Consider the following 17,321-nt stretch of genomic DNA (forward strand, 5'->3'; position numbering starts at 1 on the left):
TTAATTACCCCGATGACTAAATCAAAAGTTTTTTCCATTTTATTACTCATTCCTCTATTGGCATTTTCAGCCCATAAATTTTATCTTAGTCTTATTAATGTTGAATATAAAGCCGAACAGGAAACAATTCAAATTACTATGCGTGTGTTTATTGATGATCTTCAAAAGGTAATAAATGAAACAAACGACACTTTTATAGAACTTGGAGTAAAAGATGAAGTTAAAGATTCTAATAAATTAATTAATAATTATATAGGTAATAATTTTAAAGTTATTATTGACTCAAAAGAAACTGCTTTTAAATATTTAGGAAAAGAGTATGACAACGATATCGTTTTTTTGTATTTAGAAGTAACAGATGTAAAAAAAATAAATACTATTGAAATTCAAAATACAATGTTAATGGATTATTTTTCTACACAAAAGAATATTATAAAGCTCAATATTAATAACAAAAAAAAGACATTTTTGTTAACAAAAGAACATAACAAAGATAGTTATACATTTTAGAGGTTTGTGTATTTGGTTATATTTGTAGTTAAGAAATTGCTATATAACTATATGAAGAAAATCTACCTTTTACTATTATTAATCTTATTTAAAACTAGTTTTAGTTTCTCTCAAAAAGACACTCTTGATTCTCAAATTTCAGAAATAGAATTAAAGTTAAAGCAAATTGAAGAGGAAAAAAGAATTCGTGCTTTAGAAAAAAGAAAGAAAGCGGATTCTATAAAAGTGGCTGTATACCAAGAAAAGAAACTAGCCAAACAAAAAGCCATTTTAACAAGAAGAGAACGACGTGATAAACGGAAATTAGAAAAGGCTGAGGCATTAGCCTTAATAAAAGCTAAAAATGATTCCATTTTATTAGCTAAGAATAAAAAGGTTATCGACTTAAAAAATGAATTAGAAAGAAAACTTCAAACCCAACAAGACTCTCTTTTACAAAACATTAAAGCCAAAAGAAAGTTGAAAGAATATAATAAGGTTTTAGCTGAAAAAAAATTGCAAGCTTCAGAAGATTCCATTTTACAACGAATAAAATATAAAGAATTTACAAAAGCTGAAAATGAAGCTTACATCTTAGAAATTAGGAATAAAAAAGAACAAGCTTTATCAGAAAAAATGGAGTTTAGAGAGAGGCAACAGCGTATTCTTATTGATTATATCCGAAATAAACAAGATGAAAAAAGAGCAGCTTACATCACTAAAAAAATGGAAACATCTTTTAGACAAAAAGAAATAAAACAACTAAGAATTAAAAGATTAGAAACTGCTATTGCCGACAGAAAAATAAGAAGAAAAAAGACCGAAAAAAGGTTAGCGGAATTGCTTGAAAAGAAATTGCAAGAAACTGAAAAGTATGAAGGTGAAGTATTAAAAGTAGAAAATTAAATTTATAGTTTTTGATTGAATTATAATTGTATTTATTATTTTTGAAAAATAGCATGTGAATTATTCTGACTATAAGCAACTTGCATCACGCAAAATAATTATTAATCACTTTTAAATACTAATGAACAACAAATTAAACAAATGAGAAAACCCATTTTAACTCTATTATCTGTTGTATTTATAATTACTTCAGCCTTTACCCAACAACAATCTGAAAAAAATGAGCGAAAACCTGGACATGAAAACACAAGTAAATTTAGACAATTAAAACAAGAATTACCTACCCCAAATGATCAGCATACAGCTTCTGGAGCACCTGGCCATGCATACACTCAACAACAAGTTGACTATGTGATGAATATTACAATAGATGATGAAACTCAAAAACTTTATGGAGACGAAGTTATAACCTATCATAATAATTCTAAAGATGTTTTAGAATATTTATGGATTCAATTAGATCAAAACATGAGAGCTCCTGATTCTAAAACTCCAGACATCAGAGAAACTAGAATGCGAAATACTTTTACTACAGCAGAAAAGTTTGCAAAAGATAATTTGGAGCCCCCTTTTCCTGGAGGCTTTCATCTAGATTATGTAAAAGATGCTAACGATAACGATTTATCGTATATGGTAAATAGTACAATGATGCGTATAAATTTACCAAAACCTTTAGCTTCTGGAGAAAAATTTGTTTTTAAAATTAAGTGGTGGTATCAAATTAATAATTATTTTATTGATAGTGGTAGATCGGGTTATGAGCATTTTGAAAAAGATGGAAATAATCTATATGTAATTGCACAGTTTTTCCCTCGATTAGCTGTTTACAATAATGTTGAAGGATGGCAAAATATGCAATTTTGGGGACGCAGTGAATTTGCTTTAGAATTTGGAAATTACACTGTAAATATTACGGTTCCTGCTGATCACATTGTAGCTGCAACAGGAGTATTACAAAATCCTAAAGAGGTATTGACTAAAGATCAACAAAAAAGATTAGAAATTGCAAGAAAATCATTTGACAACCCAGTTATAATTGCAACACAAGCTGAAGCAGAAAAAGCAGAAAAAAAACGTTCTAAAAAAACAAAGACTTGGAAGTTTTATGCTGAAAATGTAAGAGATTTTGGAATTTCTACTTCACGAAAATTTATTTGGGACGCAATGGCTGTAGATATTAATGGAAAAACTGTTATGGCTTATTCTTATTACCCAAAAGAAGGAAATCCATTATGGGAAAAACATTCTACAAGAGTTGTAGCAAATACATTAAAGGTATATTCTAAATATACATTTGATTATCCTTACCATAAAGCAATTTCTATAAATGCAGAACGTCAAGGTATGGAATATCCTCAAATTTGTTGGAATTTTGGACGTCCTAAAGAAGATGGAACTTATTCAGATAGAGTTAGAGATGGTATGATTGGTGTAATAACTCATGAGGTTGGTCATAACTTTTTCCCAATGATTGTGAATTCTGATGAACGTCAATGGACATGGATGGATGAAGGGATAAATTCATTTGTTGAGATGTTAGCCGAATATGAATATGACCCTAACTTTAAAACACGTAGCTTACCTAAAGATATGGTTGGTTATATGAGTATTGATCAAGATTATTTATCTCCTATTATGACTCAAGGTGATGCTGTTTATAATTTTGGAGCAAATGCTTACAAAAAACCTGCCGCTGGATTATGGATGTTAAGACATACCATAATGGGCCCAGAGTTATTTGACTTTGCTTTTAGAACGTATTCAAGACGATGGATGTTTAAACATCCAACACCAGCTGATTTCTTTAGAACTATGGAAGATGCTTCTGCTATGGATTTAGATTGGTTCTGGAGAGGATGGTTTTATACCACAGATTATAATGATGTTGGTATAGGTGAAGTAAAACAATACCATTTATCAACAAAAGGAACTGATAAGGATAAAGAAAGAGCTGCAAGATATGGTATAAATGCAGACGATTTGATTTATTTTGTTGAAACTACTACTGATAGTGATACTCCAGTAAAGGCTAAAGACATTCCTGCAATTAACGAATATTTAAAAGATCTTTCTAAAGAAGAAAAAAAGAATTTAAAAACTTTTCCAAATTATTTTTATGAGGTTACTTTTGAAAAGCCAGGAGGTCTTGTACTCCCTTTAATTGTTGGGCTTGAGTATGAAGATGGTACTAAAGAAAGAAAACAATTTCCTGCTGAAATTTGGAATAAAAAAGACAATGGTGTAAAAAGAATTTTTGCCAGTTCAAAACAAATCATTAATATTGTAGTCGATCCGGACTTAGAAACAGCAGATATAGATATATCCAACAATAGTTGGCCTAAAAAAATTGAAAATAACCAATTTGAACAATTCAAGGACAAATTGAAAAATTAGTGTTTTTAAATTTAGAGTTTTTTGTTAAATGCCCTAGTCAGTTATGATTAGGGCATTTTAATTTTAGTTATTCTTTAATAAATAGTTATTGATATTATTTTCAATTCTATTCAGAATTGAAGTAGTATCTGATTTTTCAAATTTTTCTCCTATAATATTCTCATATAGCTCTATATATCGTTCAGAAATATCTATTACCTTTTCATCTGTCATTTCTGGAACTTTTTGACCTTCTAACCCTTGAAATCCATTTGCTATTAACCATTGTCTAACAAACTCCTTTGACAACTGTTTTTGAGGCTCTCCCCTTTCTTGTCTTTTTGCATAACCATCTTTATAAAAATAACGAGAGGAATCTGGGGTGTGAATTTCATCAATTAACACAATTTTACCATCATTAGTTTTGCCAAATTCATATTTGGTATCTACTAGTATTAATCCTCGTTGAGATGCTATTTCTGTTCCCCTCTTAAAAAGAGCTCTGGTATAATTTTCTAATATTAAATAGTCTTCTTCACTTACAATATTTTTAGAAATTATATCTTCTTTAGAAATATCTTCGTCATGCTCTCCTTCATCAGCTTTAGTTGCAGGGGTAATAATAGGTTCTGGAAATTTATCATTTTCTTTCATTCCTTCAGGTAATGTAACACCACAGAGTGTTCTTTTACCTAGCTTATATTCTCTGGCAGCATGTCCTGATAAATACCCCCTAATAACCATTTCTACTTTAAAAGGTGTACATAAATGACCAATAGCAACATTAGGATCTGGAGTTGCTATTAACCAATTTGGAACTATATCGGCAGTAGCATCCATCATTTTTGTAGCTATCTGATTTAATATTTGACCTTTAAATGGAATTTGTTTAGGTAAAACAACATCAAAAGCGGAAAGTCTATCTGTAGCTATCATTATTAAAAGTTTATCATCTATATTATAAACTTCTCTGACTTTTCCACGATAAACAGATTTTTGTTTGTTAAATTTAAAATTAGTTTGATTAATTGTATTGTTAATAGACATATGATTAAATTATTTTTTACTTAAAACTGATTACTCAGTTTCAATACTTTTATATGCTGTTATTATTTCTTTTACTAATCTATGACGTATTACATCTTTATCATCTAAATAAACGATGCTTATTCCATCAATATCTTTTAATGCTAAAATAGACTCTTTAAGTCCTGATACTTGTCGCTTAGGTAAATCTATCTGACCAGGATCACCAGTAATAATAAATTTGGCATTTTTCCCCATTCTGGTTAAAAACATTTTCATTTGAGCATGGGTTGTATTTTGGGCTTCATCTAAAATTACAAATGCATTATCTAACGTTCTACCTCGCATAAAAGCCAATGGTGCAATTTGAATAATACCACTTAAAATATAAGTTTCTAATTTTTCGTAGGGAATCATATCTCGTAAAGCATCATAAAGAGGTTGCATGTATGGATCTAATTTTTCTTTTAAGTCTCCTGGTAAAAAACCGAGATTCTCTCCTGATTCTACCGCAGGTCTAGTTAAAATAATCCTTTTTATTTCTTTGTTTTTTAACGCATTAACTGCAAGAGCAACTGCTGTGTAAGTTTTTCCTGTACCAGCCGGACCTACTGCAAACAGCATGTCATTTTTCTGCATTTCACTAACCATTTTTCGTTGATTCTCGGTTTGAGCTTTAATTAATTTTCCACCAACACCGTGAACTAATACGTCACTATTTTTTTTAGTATTTTTATGAGCGTCACCGTTAGAAGTTAATAATTGTTCAATGCTATTTTCGTCTAGTTTATTATATTTATTAAAATAATTAACTAGCATTGTAAGACGCTTTTCAAACTCGTCTAGTAATTCCTTTTCACCAAAAATTTTAATTTTATTACCACGAGCAACTATTTTAATTTTTGGAAAATATTTTTTTAGTTGTTCAATATTACTGTTGTGTGTGCCAAAAAAATCTTTAGGACTTATTTCTGTTAATTCAATAATTCTTTCGTTCAAATGAATTTATTTTTTTATTTATTAAAAACTGCGATAATTTTATATGGTAATCAATTAGATATTGATTAGTTTTGCATTACAAATTTAACAATTAAAAAGGTTATTAATTACTCTCTTACTCAATAAGTAATCAACAAATGTCTTTGATAACATTAACAACTGATTTTGGAACAAAAGACCATTTTATTGGTGCCATGAAAGGTGCAATATATACAGAATTAAATGATGCCAGAGTTGTTGATATTTCTCATCAAATTACACCCTTTAACATTACAGAAACAGCATATATTTTAAAAAATGCGTATAAAAAATTTCCAAAAGGTAGTATTCACATTATTGATGTTGATTCTGAATTAAGTATAGAGAATAAACACATAGCTATTGCTTTAGATGGTCATTATTTTATTTGTGCTAATAATGGTATTATTTCAATGATTTCATCTGAAATAAAGCCTGATAAAGTTGTTGAAATAAACATTCATAATTCACTATCTAGTTTTTCTGCTTTTGTAAAAGTTGCTTGTCATATTGCTCGTGGAGGCACCTTAGAAGTAATTGGAAAGCCCATTGCAGATATAAAACAAATAAATGAAGTTCAGCCTTATATTAATACTGAAAACAATCAAATTATTGGAAGTGTAATTTATATTGACAATTACGGAAATGTAATTACTAATATTACAAGAAAATTATTTCATGAAATTGGTAAAAGTCGCCCATTTGAAGTAAAAGCAAGAAATTATACCTTTAAAAAAGTATTAAATAGGTACAATGAAATAATAAATTTTGAAAGCACCAAAGAGCTTAGAGATTATGATGGTCAAAAGTTGGCACTTTTTAACTCTTCTGACTATTTAGAAATTGCTATTTACAAAAGTAATTTAAAATCTGTAGGAGGTGCTTCTACCCTATTGGGATTAGATTATAGAGATTCCATTACTGTTAGATTTTTATAAAATGTTGATAAGAATAGTAAAAATGAATTTTGAACTTAATGAAATTGATAATTTCTTAAGTATTTTTAACGCCCATAAACAAAAAATAAGAAATTTTAAAGGTTGTACACATCTAGAATTGTTGAGAGATGTTAATAATACCAATATTATTTTTACGTATAGTTATTGGGAAAGTGAGCAACATTTAGAAGATTACAGAAAATCTGAATTGTTTAAAGATGTTTGGTCTAAAACCAAAAAATTATTTAACAACAAACCCGAAGCTTGGAGCGTTGAAAGGGTTGAAACTATTGAATAATATATGATATCTATTTTAAAAAAGGAATTAAATTCATTTTTTGCCTCGCCTATTGGGTACTTAGTTATTGCTGTGTTTTTAGTAATAAATGGCTTATTTTTATGGGTGTTTAATGGCGATTTTAACATCCTTAATGCAGGTTTTGCAGACTTAAATAGCTTCTTTTTTATAACCCCATGGTTTTTTTTATTTTTAATACCTGCAATTACAATGCGTACTTTTTCTGATGAATTTAGATTAGGAACCATTGAAATTTTAAAAACAAAACCCATAAGCAATTGGCAAATAGTGTGGGGGAAATTTTTAGGTGCATTTTTTTTAATAATTTTAGCTTTACTGCCAACACTTATTTATGCATTTAGTATTTTAAAATTAGGTAATCCTCCTAACAATTTAGATCTGGGCAGTACAATTGGTTCATATGTTGGATTATTATGCATTGCTAGTACTTATACTGCTATTGGTTTATTTACATCAACCTTTTCTAATAATCAAATAGTTGCATTTATTATTGCTATTGCTATTTCATTTTTTATATTTTATGGATTTGAAGCATTAGCCGATTTAAACATTTCTGAATCGTTACGTAGTTTTGGAATGTTTGATCATTTTAAAAGCATTAGCCGTGGAGTAATTGATACAAAAGATATAGTTTACTTTTTATCGGTTACAATCTTCTTTTTGTTTCTAACCCATATAAAATTAGATGCAGAATGAAAAATACACCTAAAATATTACTACTATTTATTGCTTTAATTTCTATTAATTTTTTAGCAAGTAAATTTTATAAAAGATTAGATTTAACTAAAGATAAACGCTATACTTTATCTAAAACTACAATTGACATTGTAGATAATTTAGATGAAAATGCTATTATAAAAGTATATTTAGAAGGAGATTTTCCTTCTGAATTTAAACGGTTACAAAAAGAAACAAGACAGCATTTAGAAGAGCTTTATGCTATTAATAGTAATATTAAGTATAAATTTATTGATCCCTTAGATTCTGCTGAAGAATTAATAAAAAAGGGATTACAACCGAGTAGACTCTCTGTACAAGAAGATGGAAAATTATCGGAAGCGGTAATTTTTCCGTGGGCAACAATCACTTATAAAGACAAAACGGAAAATATTAATTTATTAGTTGATGTCTCAATAGACAACCAAGAAGAACAACTTCAGAATTCTATAGAAAATTTAGAATTTGCTTTTACAGAAGCCATTCATAAAGTATCTAGTGAAAAAAATCAAACTGTAGCAATTTTAAAAGGAAATGGCGAGTTGGATGATATTTACTTAGCAAGTTTTTTAAGTCAATTGAATCAATACTATAAATTAGCTCCTTTTACTTTAGACTCAGTAGCCAATCAACCTCAAAAAACTTTAGAACAACTATCAAATTTTGATCTTACTATAATTGCTAAACCTCAAGAAAAATTTACCGAAGAAGAAAAGTTTACACTTGATCAATATATTACCAATGGAGGAAAAACTTTATGGTTAATTGATAATGTTACGGCAGAATTAGATAGTTTAACAAATACCGGACAAAGTCTAGCTTTTAATAAAGATTTAAATTTAACCGATTTATTATTTAGTTATGGTGTAAGAATTAATTATGATTTAATTAGGGACGCTTATAGTGCTACTATTAGATTGGCTGATGGTAATGTGGGTAATAAAACTCAATTTAAAGATTATATTTGGCATTATTATCCATTTATAACTTCAAAGAATGATCATCCAATTACAAAAGGTGTAGATCCTGTAAATTTAAAATTTGCAAATACAATAGACACTTTAAAAAATAATTCTATTACTAAAACGGTTTTATTACAAAGTTCAAATTTTTCTAAACCCATAGGTTCACCTGTAATTATATCTTTAGAAGAGATAGCAAAAAAACCACAAAAAGAAGATTATAATAAAGGTTTTCAAACTTTAGGTGTATTATTAGAGGGTGATTTTACTTCGGCCTATAAAAATCGTGTAAAACCTTTTGAAACACCTATTTACAAAGAAAAAAGTGAACCCAATAAAATGGTAGTTATTGCCGATGGTGATATTATCGCCAATGAATTGGTGAAAGGACAACCCATTGAATTAGGTGTTGATAAATACACAGGTGTACGCTATGGAAATTCTGAATTTTTAATGAATACTATCAATTATCTATTAGATGATTCAGGATTGTTAAAATTGCGAAATAAAAAAATTCAATTACAATTCTTAGATAAAGAAAAAGCCTACACTGAACGCACTTATTGGCAAATAATTAATGTAATTGTACCACTAGTAATTCTTCTTGTTTTTGGACTAGTTTTTACGTTTTTGAGAAAACGTAGATTTAGTTAAATATATGTTAAAGAAAACTGACCATGTTAGTATTTAGTATCTTTAACAACTAAATTTAAATTAATCTAAATAACAACTATGAATTACAAAAAACTTTTAATCCTATTTTTATGTATGGGTACAATGGGTATAGGAGCCCAAATAAAGACACCTGCTGCTAGTCCAGCTTCAACAATAAAACAAACAGTTGGATTAACAGATGTTACTGTCGACTACTCTAGACCTTCAATGCGAAATAGAGTTATTTTTGGTGATGTTGTTCCTTATAATAAAATTTGGAGAACTGGGGCTAATGCCAGAACCAAAATTACATTTAGTGATGATGTAACTATTAATGGAAACGTCTTAAAAAAAGGAACGTATGCTATTTTTACTAAACCAACCGCAACGGCTTGGGATATTTATTTTTATACTGAATATGAAGGCAGTGGAGCTATAAATAAATTAGATGAAAGTAAAATAGCTTTTAAAACAACTGCCAAAACTCAAAGTATTCCTGTAAATATTGAAACTTTTACTATTACTATTGACGATTTAACGGACACTTCTGCGGTTTTAGGCTTTATGTGGGAAAAAACCTATGTTGGATTACAATTTACAGTACCAACAGACATCATTGCTACTAAAAGTATAGAAACTATTATGAATGGGCCTAGTGCAAATGATTATCATAGAGCTGCAAATTATTATAGAACTTCTGGTAAAGATTTAAAACAAGCATTAATTTGGTCAACAAAAGCAACTGAAATGAATAAAAATGCATTTTGGATGTTTAGAGAAAAATCTCTAATTCATGCTGCATTAGGTGATAAAAAAGCAGCTATAGAAACCGCTAAAAAATCATTAGAAATTGCTGAAAAAGCAGGAAGCGATCCTTATATTAAAATGAATAAGGAATCAATTAAAGAATGGTCAAAATAAATTAATTAACTAAACTAAAAAAAAAATGAAAAATTTAAAATTCTTATTCATATTTATGCTAGTGACTAGCATAAGTTGTGCTCAAAAAAGTCCAAGACTACAATCTAAAGGAGCTATTGATGGTGTTAATATTGCTATTGATTATGGAGCTCCTAGTGTAAAAGGGAGAACCATTTGGGGTGGTCTTGAAAAGTATGACAAAGTTTGGAGAGCTGGTGCAAATGAAAATACTACCATTTCTTTTGATGCAGCAGTAACCATTGATGGTGAGGAATTACCAGCAGGTAAATATGGATTTTTTATTATTCCCAAAAAAGGAGATGATTGGACTATCATTTTTAATACAAAAAATGATGGTTGGGGAGCTTATAGTTATGACGAAAAAGATGACGCCCTTCGTGTAGATATTACTCCTGAATTTGGAGATGAAAACCAAGAACAACTTTTTTATGGAATAATGGACAATGAAATAATTTTTGCTTGGGAAAAAGTAAAACTTACTATTCCTGTAGCTTCATTATAAAGTAAATTTATAAATAAGAAAAGCCCAACATTCATTAGAATAGAATGTTGGGCTTTTAATTTTCATATCCATTTAAGTTTTACATACCAAACGCCCATTTCAAGAAATCTGGAAATACACTTGCCCAAGTACTTAAATTATGTTTTCCATTTTCAATTTCAAGATAAAAAATATCAGATAAACTATATCCTTTTAAATTTAATTCTTTTATCACATCTTTAGTATCGTCAATAGCATCAATTATTCCATTATTATTTCTATCGGCATTTTCATCTAAAGTACCTACTTGAAACCAAAATTTTAAATGAGGATGATATTTTCCATTTTTTATAACGTCTAAAATAATCCTACTTCTGTCTGCTAAATCATTTTGTACATACGCTTTATTACGCCACCAAAAAGAGCCACTAAAAACACCTACTTTACTAAAACAATTAGCATTATTATAAACAATATCAAATGCTGACAAACCACCTAAAGACATCCCCATATAAGCCCATTGCTTGCCATCATACGAAACCTTAAATTCTCCCTTTAAAAAAGGAATAAACTCTTCAATTATAAATTTTGAATAGTGTAATGCTTTTTTTCCTCTACCTTTAAAATCGCCAGAAACTGCAGTTCCATATTCATTAATCCTATGCTCATTTGTTTCTATTCCAATGTAAACAAATGGACGTATGTTTTTATCAAGATAGCATTTAGATATGGTGTTTTCTAATCCCATAGCATTAAAATCTTGGCCATCATTCATTAACAACACAGGAAAACGGTTTTCTGCAATTCTATAATTACCAGGAGCCATCAAACGGAACTTCACCTGTCTGTTCAAGTTTTTAGAGAAGAAATTTCCTTTTAAACTTATATAATCTATGCTAAAAGTCATTATTCATTTTAAAGTATGCAATAATAAGTATTATTAAAATGTGAATCATAAAGAACTGTAAATAAATCAATTTAGTTCACATTTATTGTTAATTTATAACATTTTTAGCTATATTTAACAAACAAATTATTAAAATAACTCCATGGCCAACGTAGATTATATTCAATTTTATTCACATGCTTTAAGTAGAAATGTAAATATTGAAGTTACTGGACATTGGGGGTATCCAATATTAATGTTTCCTTCTTCAGGAGGAAAATACACTCAAAATACAGACTTTGGTTTAAATGATTCCGTATTAAAATATGTTGATGAGGGGCGAATTAAGCTTTATAATGTAGAAACTATTGATATGTTAACATTTTATGCCGAAGATTTGCCTTCAGAAGTAATTATTCATAATTATGAAATGTACATGCAGTTTGTTAAAAATGAACTAATTCCCTATATACAAAAAGAATGTAATTCACATAGAGTAGCTCTTGCCGGATGTAGCTTTGGAGGATATCATGCTGCAAATACTGCATTTAGATTTCCTGATTTAGTTTCTCATTTATTTTCTCTTTCTGGTATATTTAATATTAGAAGTTTTACTCCTGAATCTGATGATATGAGAATTTATTTTAATTGTCCTAATGAATTTATGGTTGATGAAGAGTCTTGGAAATACAATCATATGAATATAGTTTTAAGTACTTCTGATTGGGATAGTTGCAAACCTAAAAACGAAAATATGGCCAGTATTTTAAAAACAAAAGGAATAGCCTTTTGGTATGACGAAAAAAAATGGATAGAACATGATTGGCCTTTATGGAAAATGGTTTTTCCTGAATATATAGAAAAGTATTTTCCACATTCATAAATCATACCCTATTTTATATATAACATAACTACAAATACTTAAACTTTATAGAATTGTAATTAAAATTCTTAAAATATACTCAAACTAACTTAAACAAGAACCTAAACAAAAAATATTATGGCAAAAAAAGTAGGAATATTATTCGGAATGGAAGATACTTTTCCATGGGCATTTATAGATAAAGTAAATGAATTAGGTAAAGGAAAAGTTATTGCTGAATCTGTACAAATTGATAAAGTACAACAAGGGATAGATTATGGATACGATGTAATTATTGATAGAATTTCTCAAGAAGTACCTTTTTATCGTGCATATTTAAAAAATGCTTCGTTATTAGGCACTGCAGTTATTAATAATCCTTTTTGGTGGAGTGCAGATGAAAAATTTTTTAATAATTGTTTGTCGCTCCAAATTGGTGTGCCTGTACCTAAAACCATTTTATTACCTTCAAATGCAAGGCCAGATGATACCACTGACAAATCTTTTAGAAACTTAAAAGCTCCTTTAGATTGGGATTATATTTTTAATTATATAGGTTTTCCTGCTTATATGAAACCACATTCTGGTGGAGGTTGGAAAAGTGTTTATCGTGTTGAAAATCCTGAAGATCTATTTAAAAAACATGGTGAAACTGGACAATTGGTAATGATGTTACAAGAAGAAATTGTTTTTGAAGACTATTATAGAGTTTATTGTTTAGGGCAAAAATATGTGCATATTATGCCTTACGAGCCTAGAAATGAACCTCATTTAAGATATGTTACAGAGCCTAAAACTAAAGGTGAAGAGCATAAAAAATTAATGGAAAAAATTCATGATTATACTATTAAGCTCAATAAGGCTCTTGGCTATGATTTTAATACTGTTGAATTTGCAATACGCAATGGTGTACCTTATGCTATTGACTTCTGTAATCCTGCACCTGATGCAGATATTAATTCTGTAGGACAAACTAACTTTAATTGGATTGTAGAACATGCGGCTAAATTGGCTATTGAAAAAGCTTTGGCTCATACAGAGAAGCAAAACAATACCTCTTGGGGAACCTTTTTAAAAAGTGCAATAGCTTCTGCCAAACCCAAAGCAAAAAAAACAGTAAGTAAAAAAGAAATTAAGCCAAAAGCAGTTGTAAAAAAGCCTACACCCAAAAAAACAGCTACAAAACCAGCCAAAAATGTAGTAAAAAAAGCAGTAGCTAAACCTAAGGCAAATAAAAAAACAACTACTGCCAAGAGTAAAAGCACCTCTAAAAAGAAATAGAATAAGTATTAATCTACACGATAAAACATGCATAAATTCACTCTTGGAATAGAAGAAGAATTTCAAATTCTTGAAGGCGATACCTTAAGGCTACGTTCTCAAATGTCTAAAATACTAGAAGGAGGTAAAGTTTTACTTAAGGAACGTATAAAAGAAGAAATGCACCAATCTGTTGTAGAAATGGGTACTAATGTTTGTGATAATATTCATCAAGCTAGAGACGAAATTTCTTATTTACGTCAACAAATAATTGATTTAGCTGGCAAAGAAGGCCTTAAAATAGCCGCCGCAGGCACACACCCTTTTTCTAATTGGAGTGAACAACTAATAACGGACAACCCACGTTATGAAAAACTAATTGCAGAAATGAAAGATGTTGCTCGTTCTAATCTTATTTTTGGAATGCATGTTCATGTAGGTATTCCTAATAGAGATGATGGGTTGCATATTATGAATGTGGCTCGGTATTTTTTACCGCATTTATACGCTCTTTCTACCAACTCCCCATTTTGGGAAAGTAGAGAAACAGGATTTAAATCGTTTCGATCTAAAATATTTGATAAGTTTCCACGAACAGGAATACCTCCTTATTTTTCAAGCGTTGCTGAGTACGATAAATTTGTTGAAATCTTAGTAAAAACTAAATGTATAGATAATGGTAAAAAAATGTGGTGGGATATTCGATTACACCCCTTTTACCCTACTATTGAATTTAGAGTTTGCGATATGGTTATGACTGTAGATGAAGTAACTTGTATTGCTGCTATTATGCAATGTATAATCGCTAAATTAAGTAAGTTACACTCTAAAAATCAAAGTTTTAGATCGTATAGACGTATTTTAATTAACGAAAATAAATGGCGTGCAGCTAGATGGGGTATTGATGCTAAACTTATTGATTTTGGTAAAGAAGAAGAAGTACCTTTTACTATTTTAATGCAAGAATTATTAGAGTTTATTGATGACGTTGTTGATGATTTAGGATGTAGAACCGAAGTTAATTATGTGTATCAAATTTTAGAACAAGGTTCTGGTGCTGACAGACAACTAAAAGTTTTTGAAGAAACCGGAGATTTAAAACAAGTTGTTAACTATATTGTTGAACAAACTGCAAAAGGGTTATAAAACATACAAATTATTCTCTTTTTACTATAGGTTTAGCAACAAGTAAAAAGAGTATAATGTGAGTGTTTTTAGTGGTACATTTAAAAAATGTAAAAGCACCTATTAAAATTAAAAACTTATAATGTCTATTAAATTTAAAATTGCCATCTTAGATATGAATGCGGGTGTACCTAATGAAGGTATGCGATGTATAAAAATGTTAGTAAGTGAGTTTTTGACTCAAGATCATGTTCATGGAGAATTTAAAGTTTTTGATGTAAGAATTGAAGGCAAGCTTCCTAAATTAGATAAGTATGATATCTTTATTTCTTCTGGAGGTCCAGGCTCTCCTCTTGTGGTTGGTGAACAATGGGAGAAAGATTATTTTAGATTTTTAGATAGTTTATTGAGTCATAATTTATTTCAGCAGCAAAAAAAACATCTCTTTTTAATTTGTCATTCCTTTCAATTGGCGTGTTTACATTGGGATATTGCAAAGGTTACTAAGCGAAGATCTACCTCTTTTGGTATTTTACCCATTTTTAAAACAGAAGGTGGGTTTTCAGAACCATTATTTGAAGGATTAGACGATCCTTTTTATGCTGTTGATTCTAGAGATTACCAAGTTGTTATGCCTAATGAATCTAAACTAAGTAGTTTAGAAGGAAAAATATTATGTAGAGAAAAAATTAGACCTCATGTTCCTTTACGTAGAGCTGTAATGGCTATTAGATTTACCAAAGAAATTTTTGGTACTCAATTTCATCCAGAGGCAGATGCAGAAGGAATGATGAGATATTTTCAGCGTGAAGAGAAACGAGATATTGTCATTAAAAAATATGGGAAAAAGAAATATTTAAATATGATAGACCGCTTAGATGATGATGATAAAATAGTAAGAACACATAGTATTATTATACCTAAATTTTTAGCAATGGCAGCAGAAAATTGTAAACAATATAAATTGGCTTCTGTATGATACCTAACGTGCGTAACGCTTTTAACAAAAACTTTAAACAAGAGTATTATCAAAAATTACAACTTGATATTGAAGATACTTTTGGAGAACCTTCTGCATTTCGTATTTCTGAAACTCCGGTTTTTATAGATGCCACATTAAAAAATAAAATATTTGATGCTTGTAATGGTATACTAGAACAACTAAGTGAAATAGATTTTAATAAAATTAGACAAAAATTTATTCCCAAATCATTACAATCTCCTTCTCCAATTGGTAATCCTCATTTTTTAGCTATAGATTTTGGACTGTGTGATGATGGTAAAGGAAATATAGAACCTCAATTGATAGAATTACAAGCCTTCCCTACTCTATTTTTTTATCAACACTTTTTAGGTAAAGCATTTTTAAAGCATTATCCTATTATTCCTAAAGAAGATTTTTATTACTTTTTTAGTAATCTCAATGATAAAACTTATGTAGATGAAGTTAAAAACGTGATTTTAGGCAATCAAAAACCTGAAAATGTCATTTTAATGGAACTTTTTCCTGAAAAACAAAAAACACGTATAGATTTTTGGGCCACAAAAAAGGCATTAGGGATTGAAGTAGTTTGTATGACTCAAATTATTAAAGAAGGTAAAAAATTATTTTATATCAAAGATGGTGTTAAAAAACCAATACATCGCATTTACAATCGTGTAATTTTAGATGAATTGTTACAAATTAAAAATTTAAAAACAAGTTTAAATTTAAACGATGCTGTTGATGTGGAATGGGTTACACACCCTGATTGGTTTTTTATGATTTCTAAATGCATTTTACCTTTGTTAGAGCATAAATACATACCAAAATCATATTATTTAAATGAGTATCCTTCAGATTTAGACTTAAGCAATTATGTTTTAAAACCCTTATTTTCTTTTGCCGGAAAAGGAATAAATCTATATCCCACAAAAGATATTATTGCAACTATTCAAGACAAAGAGAATTATATACTTCAGAAAAAGGTAGCCTATGCACCTTTAATTAAAACCAATACTGCAAAAAATTCTAAAGTAGAATTAAGAATGCTTTATGTTTGGGATAACTCTTTACAAAAACTAAAACCGGTTATTAATTTAACAAGAATGAGTAAAGGAGAATTAATTAATGTTTCTTATTTAACACAAGATACTTGGATAGGATCTTCCATTAGTTTTTTTGAAAAATAAAACTATAACTTTTATTTAAAAAAGAACCAAGACGGTTAAGTCTCAGTTCTTGTTTGCATTAGATATTTTGTTTTAACTAAGCACTTTTATTTTTACCTAGCATTAACAATTCATTTACTACAACTTCTGTACTATACTTTTTAGTTCCTTCTTTATCTTGGTAACTTCTAGTAGTTAATTTACCTTCTACAG

17 protein-coding genes and 1 pseudogene are annotated in these 17,321 nt (G+C 29.1%); 14 read left to right on the plus strand and 4 right to left on the minus strand.

What is annotated here, in order from left to right; all coding sequences use genetic code 11:
- The first annotated feature begins 12 nt into the window (after positions 1 to 12).
- From EGM88_RS12380 to EGM88_RS12390, 3 genes are all read left to right on the plus strand, one after another.
- A complete protein-coding gene (locus EGM88_RS12380) occupies positions 13 to 510 on the plus strand; it encodes a DUF6702 family protein (RefSeq protein ID WP_123898695.1) in 498 nt (165 codons plus the stop codon).
- Between the two features lie 12 nt (positions 511 to 522).
- On the plus strand, positions 523 to 1,395 hold the full coding sequence (locus tag EGM88_RS12385) for a coiled-coil domain-containing protein (RefSeq protein WP_123898697.1): 873 nt from the start codon (positions 523 to 525) through the stop codon (positions 1,393 to 1,395).
- 141 nt (positions 1,396 to 1,536) lie between these two features.
- A complete protein-coding gene (locus EGM88_RS12390; protein ID WP_123898698.1) occupies positions 1,537 to 3,789 on the plus strand; it encodes a M1 family metallopeptidase in 2,253 nt (750 codons plus the stop codon).
- Positions 3,790 to 3,852: 63 nt separating this feature from the next.
- Here EGM88_RS12390 and EGM88_RS12395 read toward each other — a convergent pair whose 3' ends face one another.
- Both EGM88_RS12395 and EGM88_RS12400 read right to left on the minus strand, forming a co-directional pair.
- Entirely contained in the window at positions 3,853 to 4,809 is a 957-nt protein-coding gene (locus tag EGM88_RS12395; RefSeq protein ID WP_123898724.1) for a phosphoribosylaminoimidazolesuccinocarboxamide synthase, read from the minus strand.
- Between the two features lie 36 nt (positions 4,810 to 4,845).
- Positions 4,846 to 5,793 carry a PhoH family protein gene (locus EGM88_RS12400; protein WP_123898700.1) on the minus strand — a complete coding sequence of 316 codons (948 nt, stop codon included), beginning with the start codon at positions 5,791 to 5,793 and terminating at the stop codon, positions 4,846 to 4,848.
- A 137-nt stretch (positions 5,794 to 5,930) separates the two neighbouring features.
- Here EGM88_RS12400 and EGM88_RS12405 point away from each other — a divergent pair, with 137 nt between their 5' ends.
- The 6 genes from EGM88_RS12405 to EGM88_RS12430 all read left to right on the plus strand — a co-directional run bounded on the left by EGM88_RS12405 (position 5,931) and on the right by EGM88_RS12430 (position 10,845).
- The gene (locus EGM88_RS12405) at positions 5,931 to 6,749 is read left to right on the plus strand and encodes an SAM hydrolase/SAM-dependent halogenase family protein (RefSeq protein ID WP_123898702.1); all 819 of its coding nucleotides are present in this window, start codon (positions 5,931 to 5,933) and stop codon (positions 6,747 to 6,749) included.
- Between the two features lies 1 nt (position 6,750).
- Complete coding sequence (locus EGM88_RS12410) at positions 6,751 to 7,047, plus strand: putative quinol monooxygenase (RefSeq protein WP_123898703.1); 297 nt, start codon at positions 6,751 to 6,753, stop codon at positions 7,045 to 7,047.
- Between the two features lie 3 nt (positions 7,048 to 7,050).
- A complete protein-coding gene (gene gldF, locus EGM88_RS12415; protein ID WP_123898705.1) occupies positions 7,051 to 7,764 on the plus strand; it encodes a gliding motility-associated ABC transporter permease subunit GldF in 714 nt (237 codons plus the stop codon).
- Positions 7,761 to 9,401: a gliding motility-associated ABC transporter substrate-binding protein GldG gene (gene gldG / locus EGM88_RS12420; protein WP_123898707.1), complete on the plus strand. Its 1,641-nt coding sequence runs from the start codon at positions 7,761 to 7,763 to the stop codon at positions 9,399 to 9,401. Before gldF ends, gldG begins: the two co-directional genes overlap by 4 nt.
- 78 nt (positions 9,402 to 9,479) lie before the next feature.
- Positions 9,480 to 10,322: a DUF2911 domain-containing protein gene (locus EGM88_RS12425; RefSeq protein ID WP_123898709.1), complete on the plus strand. Its 843-nt coding sequence runs from the start codon at positions 9,480 to 9,482 to the stop codon at positions 10,320 to 10,322.
- 25 nt (positions 10,323 to 10,347) lie between these two features.
- The gene (locus tag EGM88_RS12430) at positions 10,348 to 10,845 is read left to right on the plus strand and encodes a DUF2911 domain-containing protein (RefSeq protein ID WP_123898711.1); all 498 of its coding nucleotides are present in this window, start codon (positions 10,348 to 10,350) and stop codon (positions 10,843 to 10,845) included.
- 79 nt (positions 10,846 to 10,924) lie between these two features.
- Here the strand turns inward: EGM88_RS12430 and EGM88_RS12435 are convergent, their stop codons facing one another.
- Positions 10,925 to 11,731: an alpha/beta hydrolase gene (locus tag EGM88_RS12435; protein ID WP_123898713.1), complete on the minus strand. Its 807-nt coding sequence runs from the start codon at positions 11,729 to 11,731 to the stop codon at positions 10,925 to 10,927.
- 142 nt (positions 11,732 to 11,873) lie between these two features.
- Here EGM88_RS12435 and EGM88_RS12440 point away from each other — a divergent pair, with 142 nt between their 5' ends.
- The 5 genes and pseudogenes from EGM88_RS12440 (at position 11,874) to EGM88_RS12460 (ending at position 17,129) form a co-directional block, all read left to right on the plus strand.
- A complete protein-coding gene (locus tag EGM88_RS12440) occupies positions 11,874 to 12,593 on the plus strand; it encodes an alpha/beta hydrolase-fold protein (RefSeq protein ID WP_123898715.1) in 720 nt (239 codons plus the stop codon).
- Between the two features lie 117 nt (positions 12,594 to 12,710).
- A pseudogene (locus tag EGM88_RS12445) lies at positions 12,711 to 13,658 on the plus strand (ATP-grasp domain-containing protein); the annotation flags it as partial.
- Positions 13,659 to 13,880: 222 nt separating this feature from the next.
- Positions 13,881 to 14,978, plus strand: coding sequence for a carboxylate-amine ligase (locus tag EGM88_RS12450; protein ID WP_123898719.1), 1,098 nt, complete (start codon positions 13,881 to 13,883; stop codon positions 14,976 to 14,978).
- Between the two features lie 121 nt (positions 14,979 to 15,099).
- On the plus strand, positions 15,100 to 15,936 hold the full coding sequence (locus tag EGM88_RS12455; protein ID WP_123898721.1) for a type 1 glutamine amidotransferase: 837 nt from the start codon (positions 15,100 to 15,102) through the stop codon (positions 15,934 to 15,936).
- Positions 15,933 to 17,129, plus strand: coding sequence for a hypothetical protein (locus EGM88_RS12460; protein ID WP_123898723.1), 1,197 nt, complete (start codon positions 15,933 to 15,935; stop codon positions 17,127 to 17,129). The genes EGM88_RS12455 and EGM88_RS12460 overlap by 4 nt, the downstream gene beginning before the upstream one ends.
- A 76-nt stretch (positions 17,130 to 17,205) precedes the next feature.
- On the opposite strand, the gene EGM88_RS12465 is transcribed toward EGM88_RS12460, so the two are convergent.
- Positions 17,206 to 17,321: single-stranded DNA-binding protein (locus EGM88_RS12465; RefSeq protein ID WP_148084083.1), on the minus strand; the 116-nt coding region annotated here is incomplete at its 5' end.

The organism is Aureibaculum marinum, assembly GCF_003813905.1.
GTDB classification, from domain to species: Bacteria; Bacteroidota; Bacteroidia; order Flavobacteriales; family Flavobacteriaceae; genus Aureibaculum; species Aureibaculum marinum.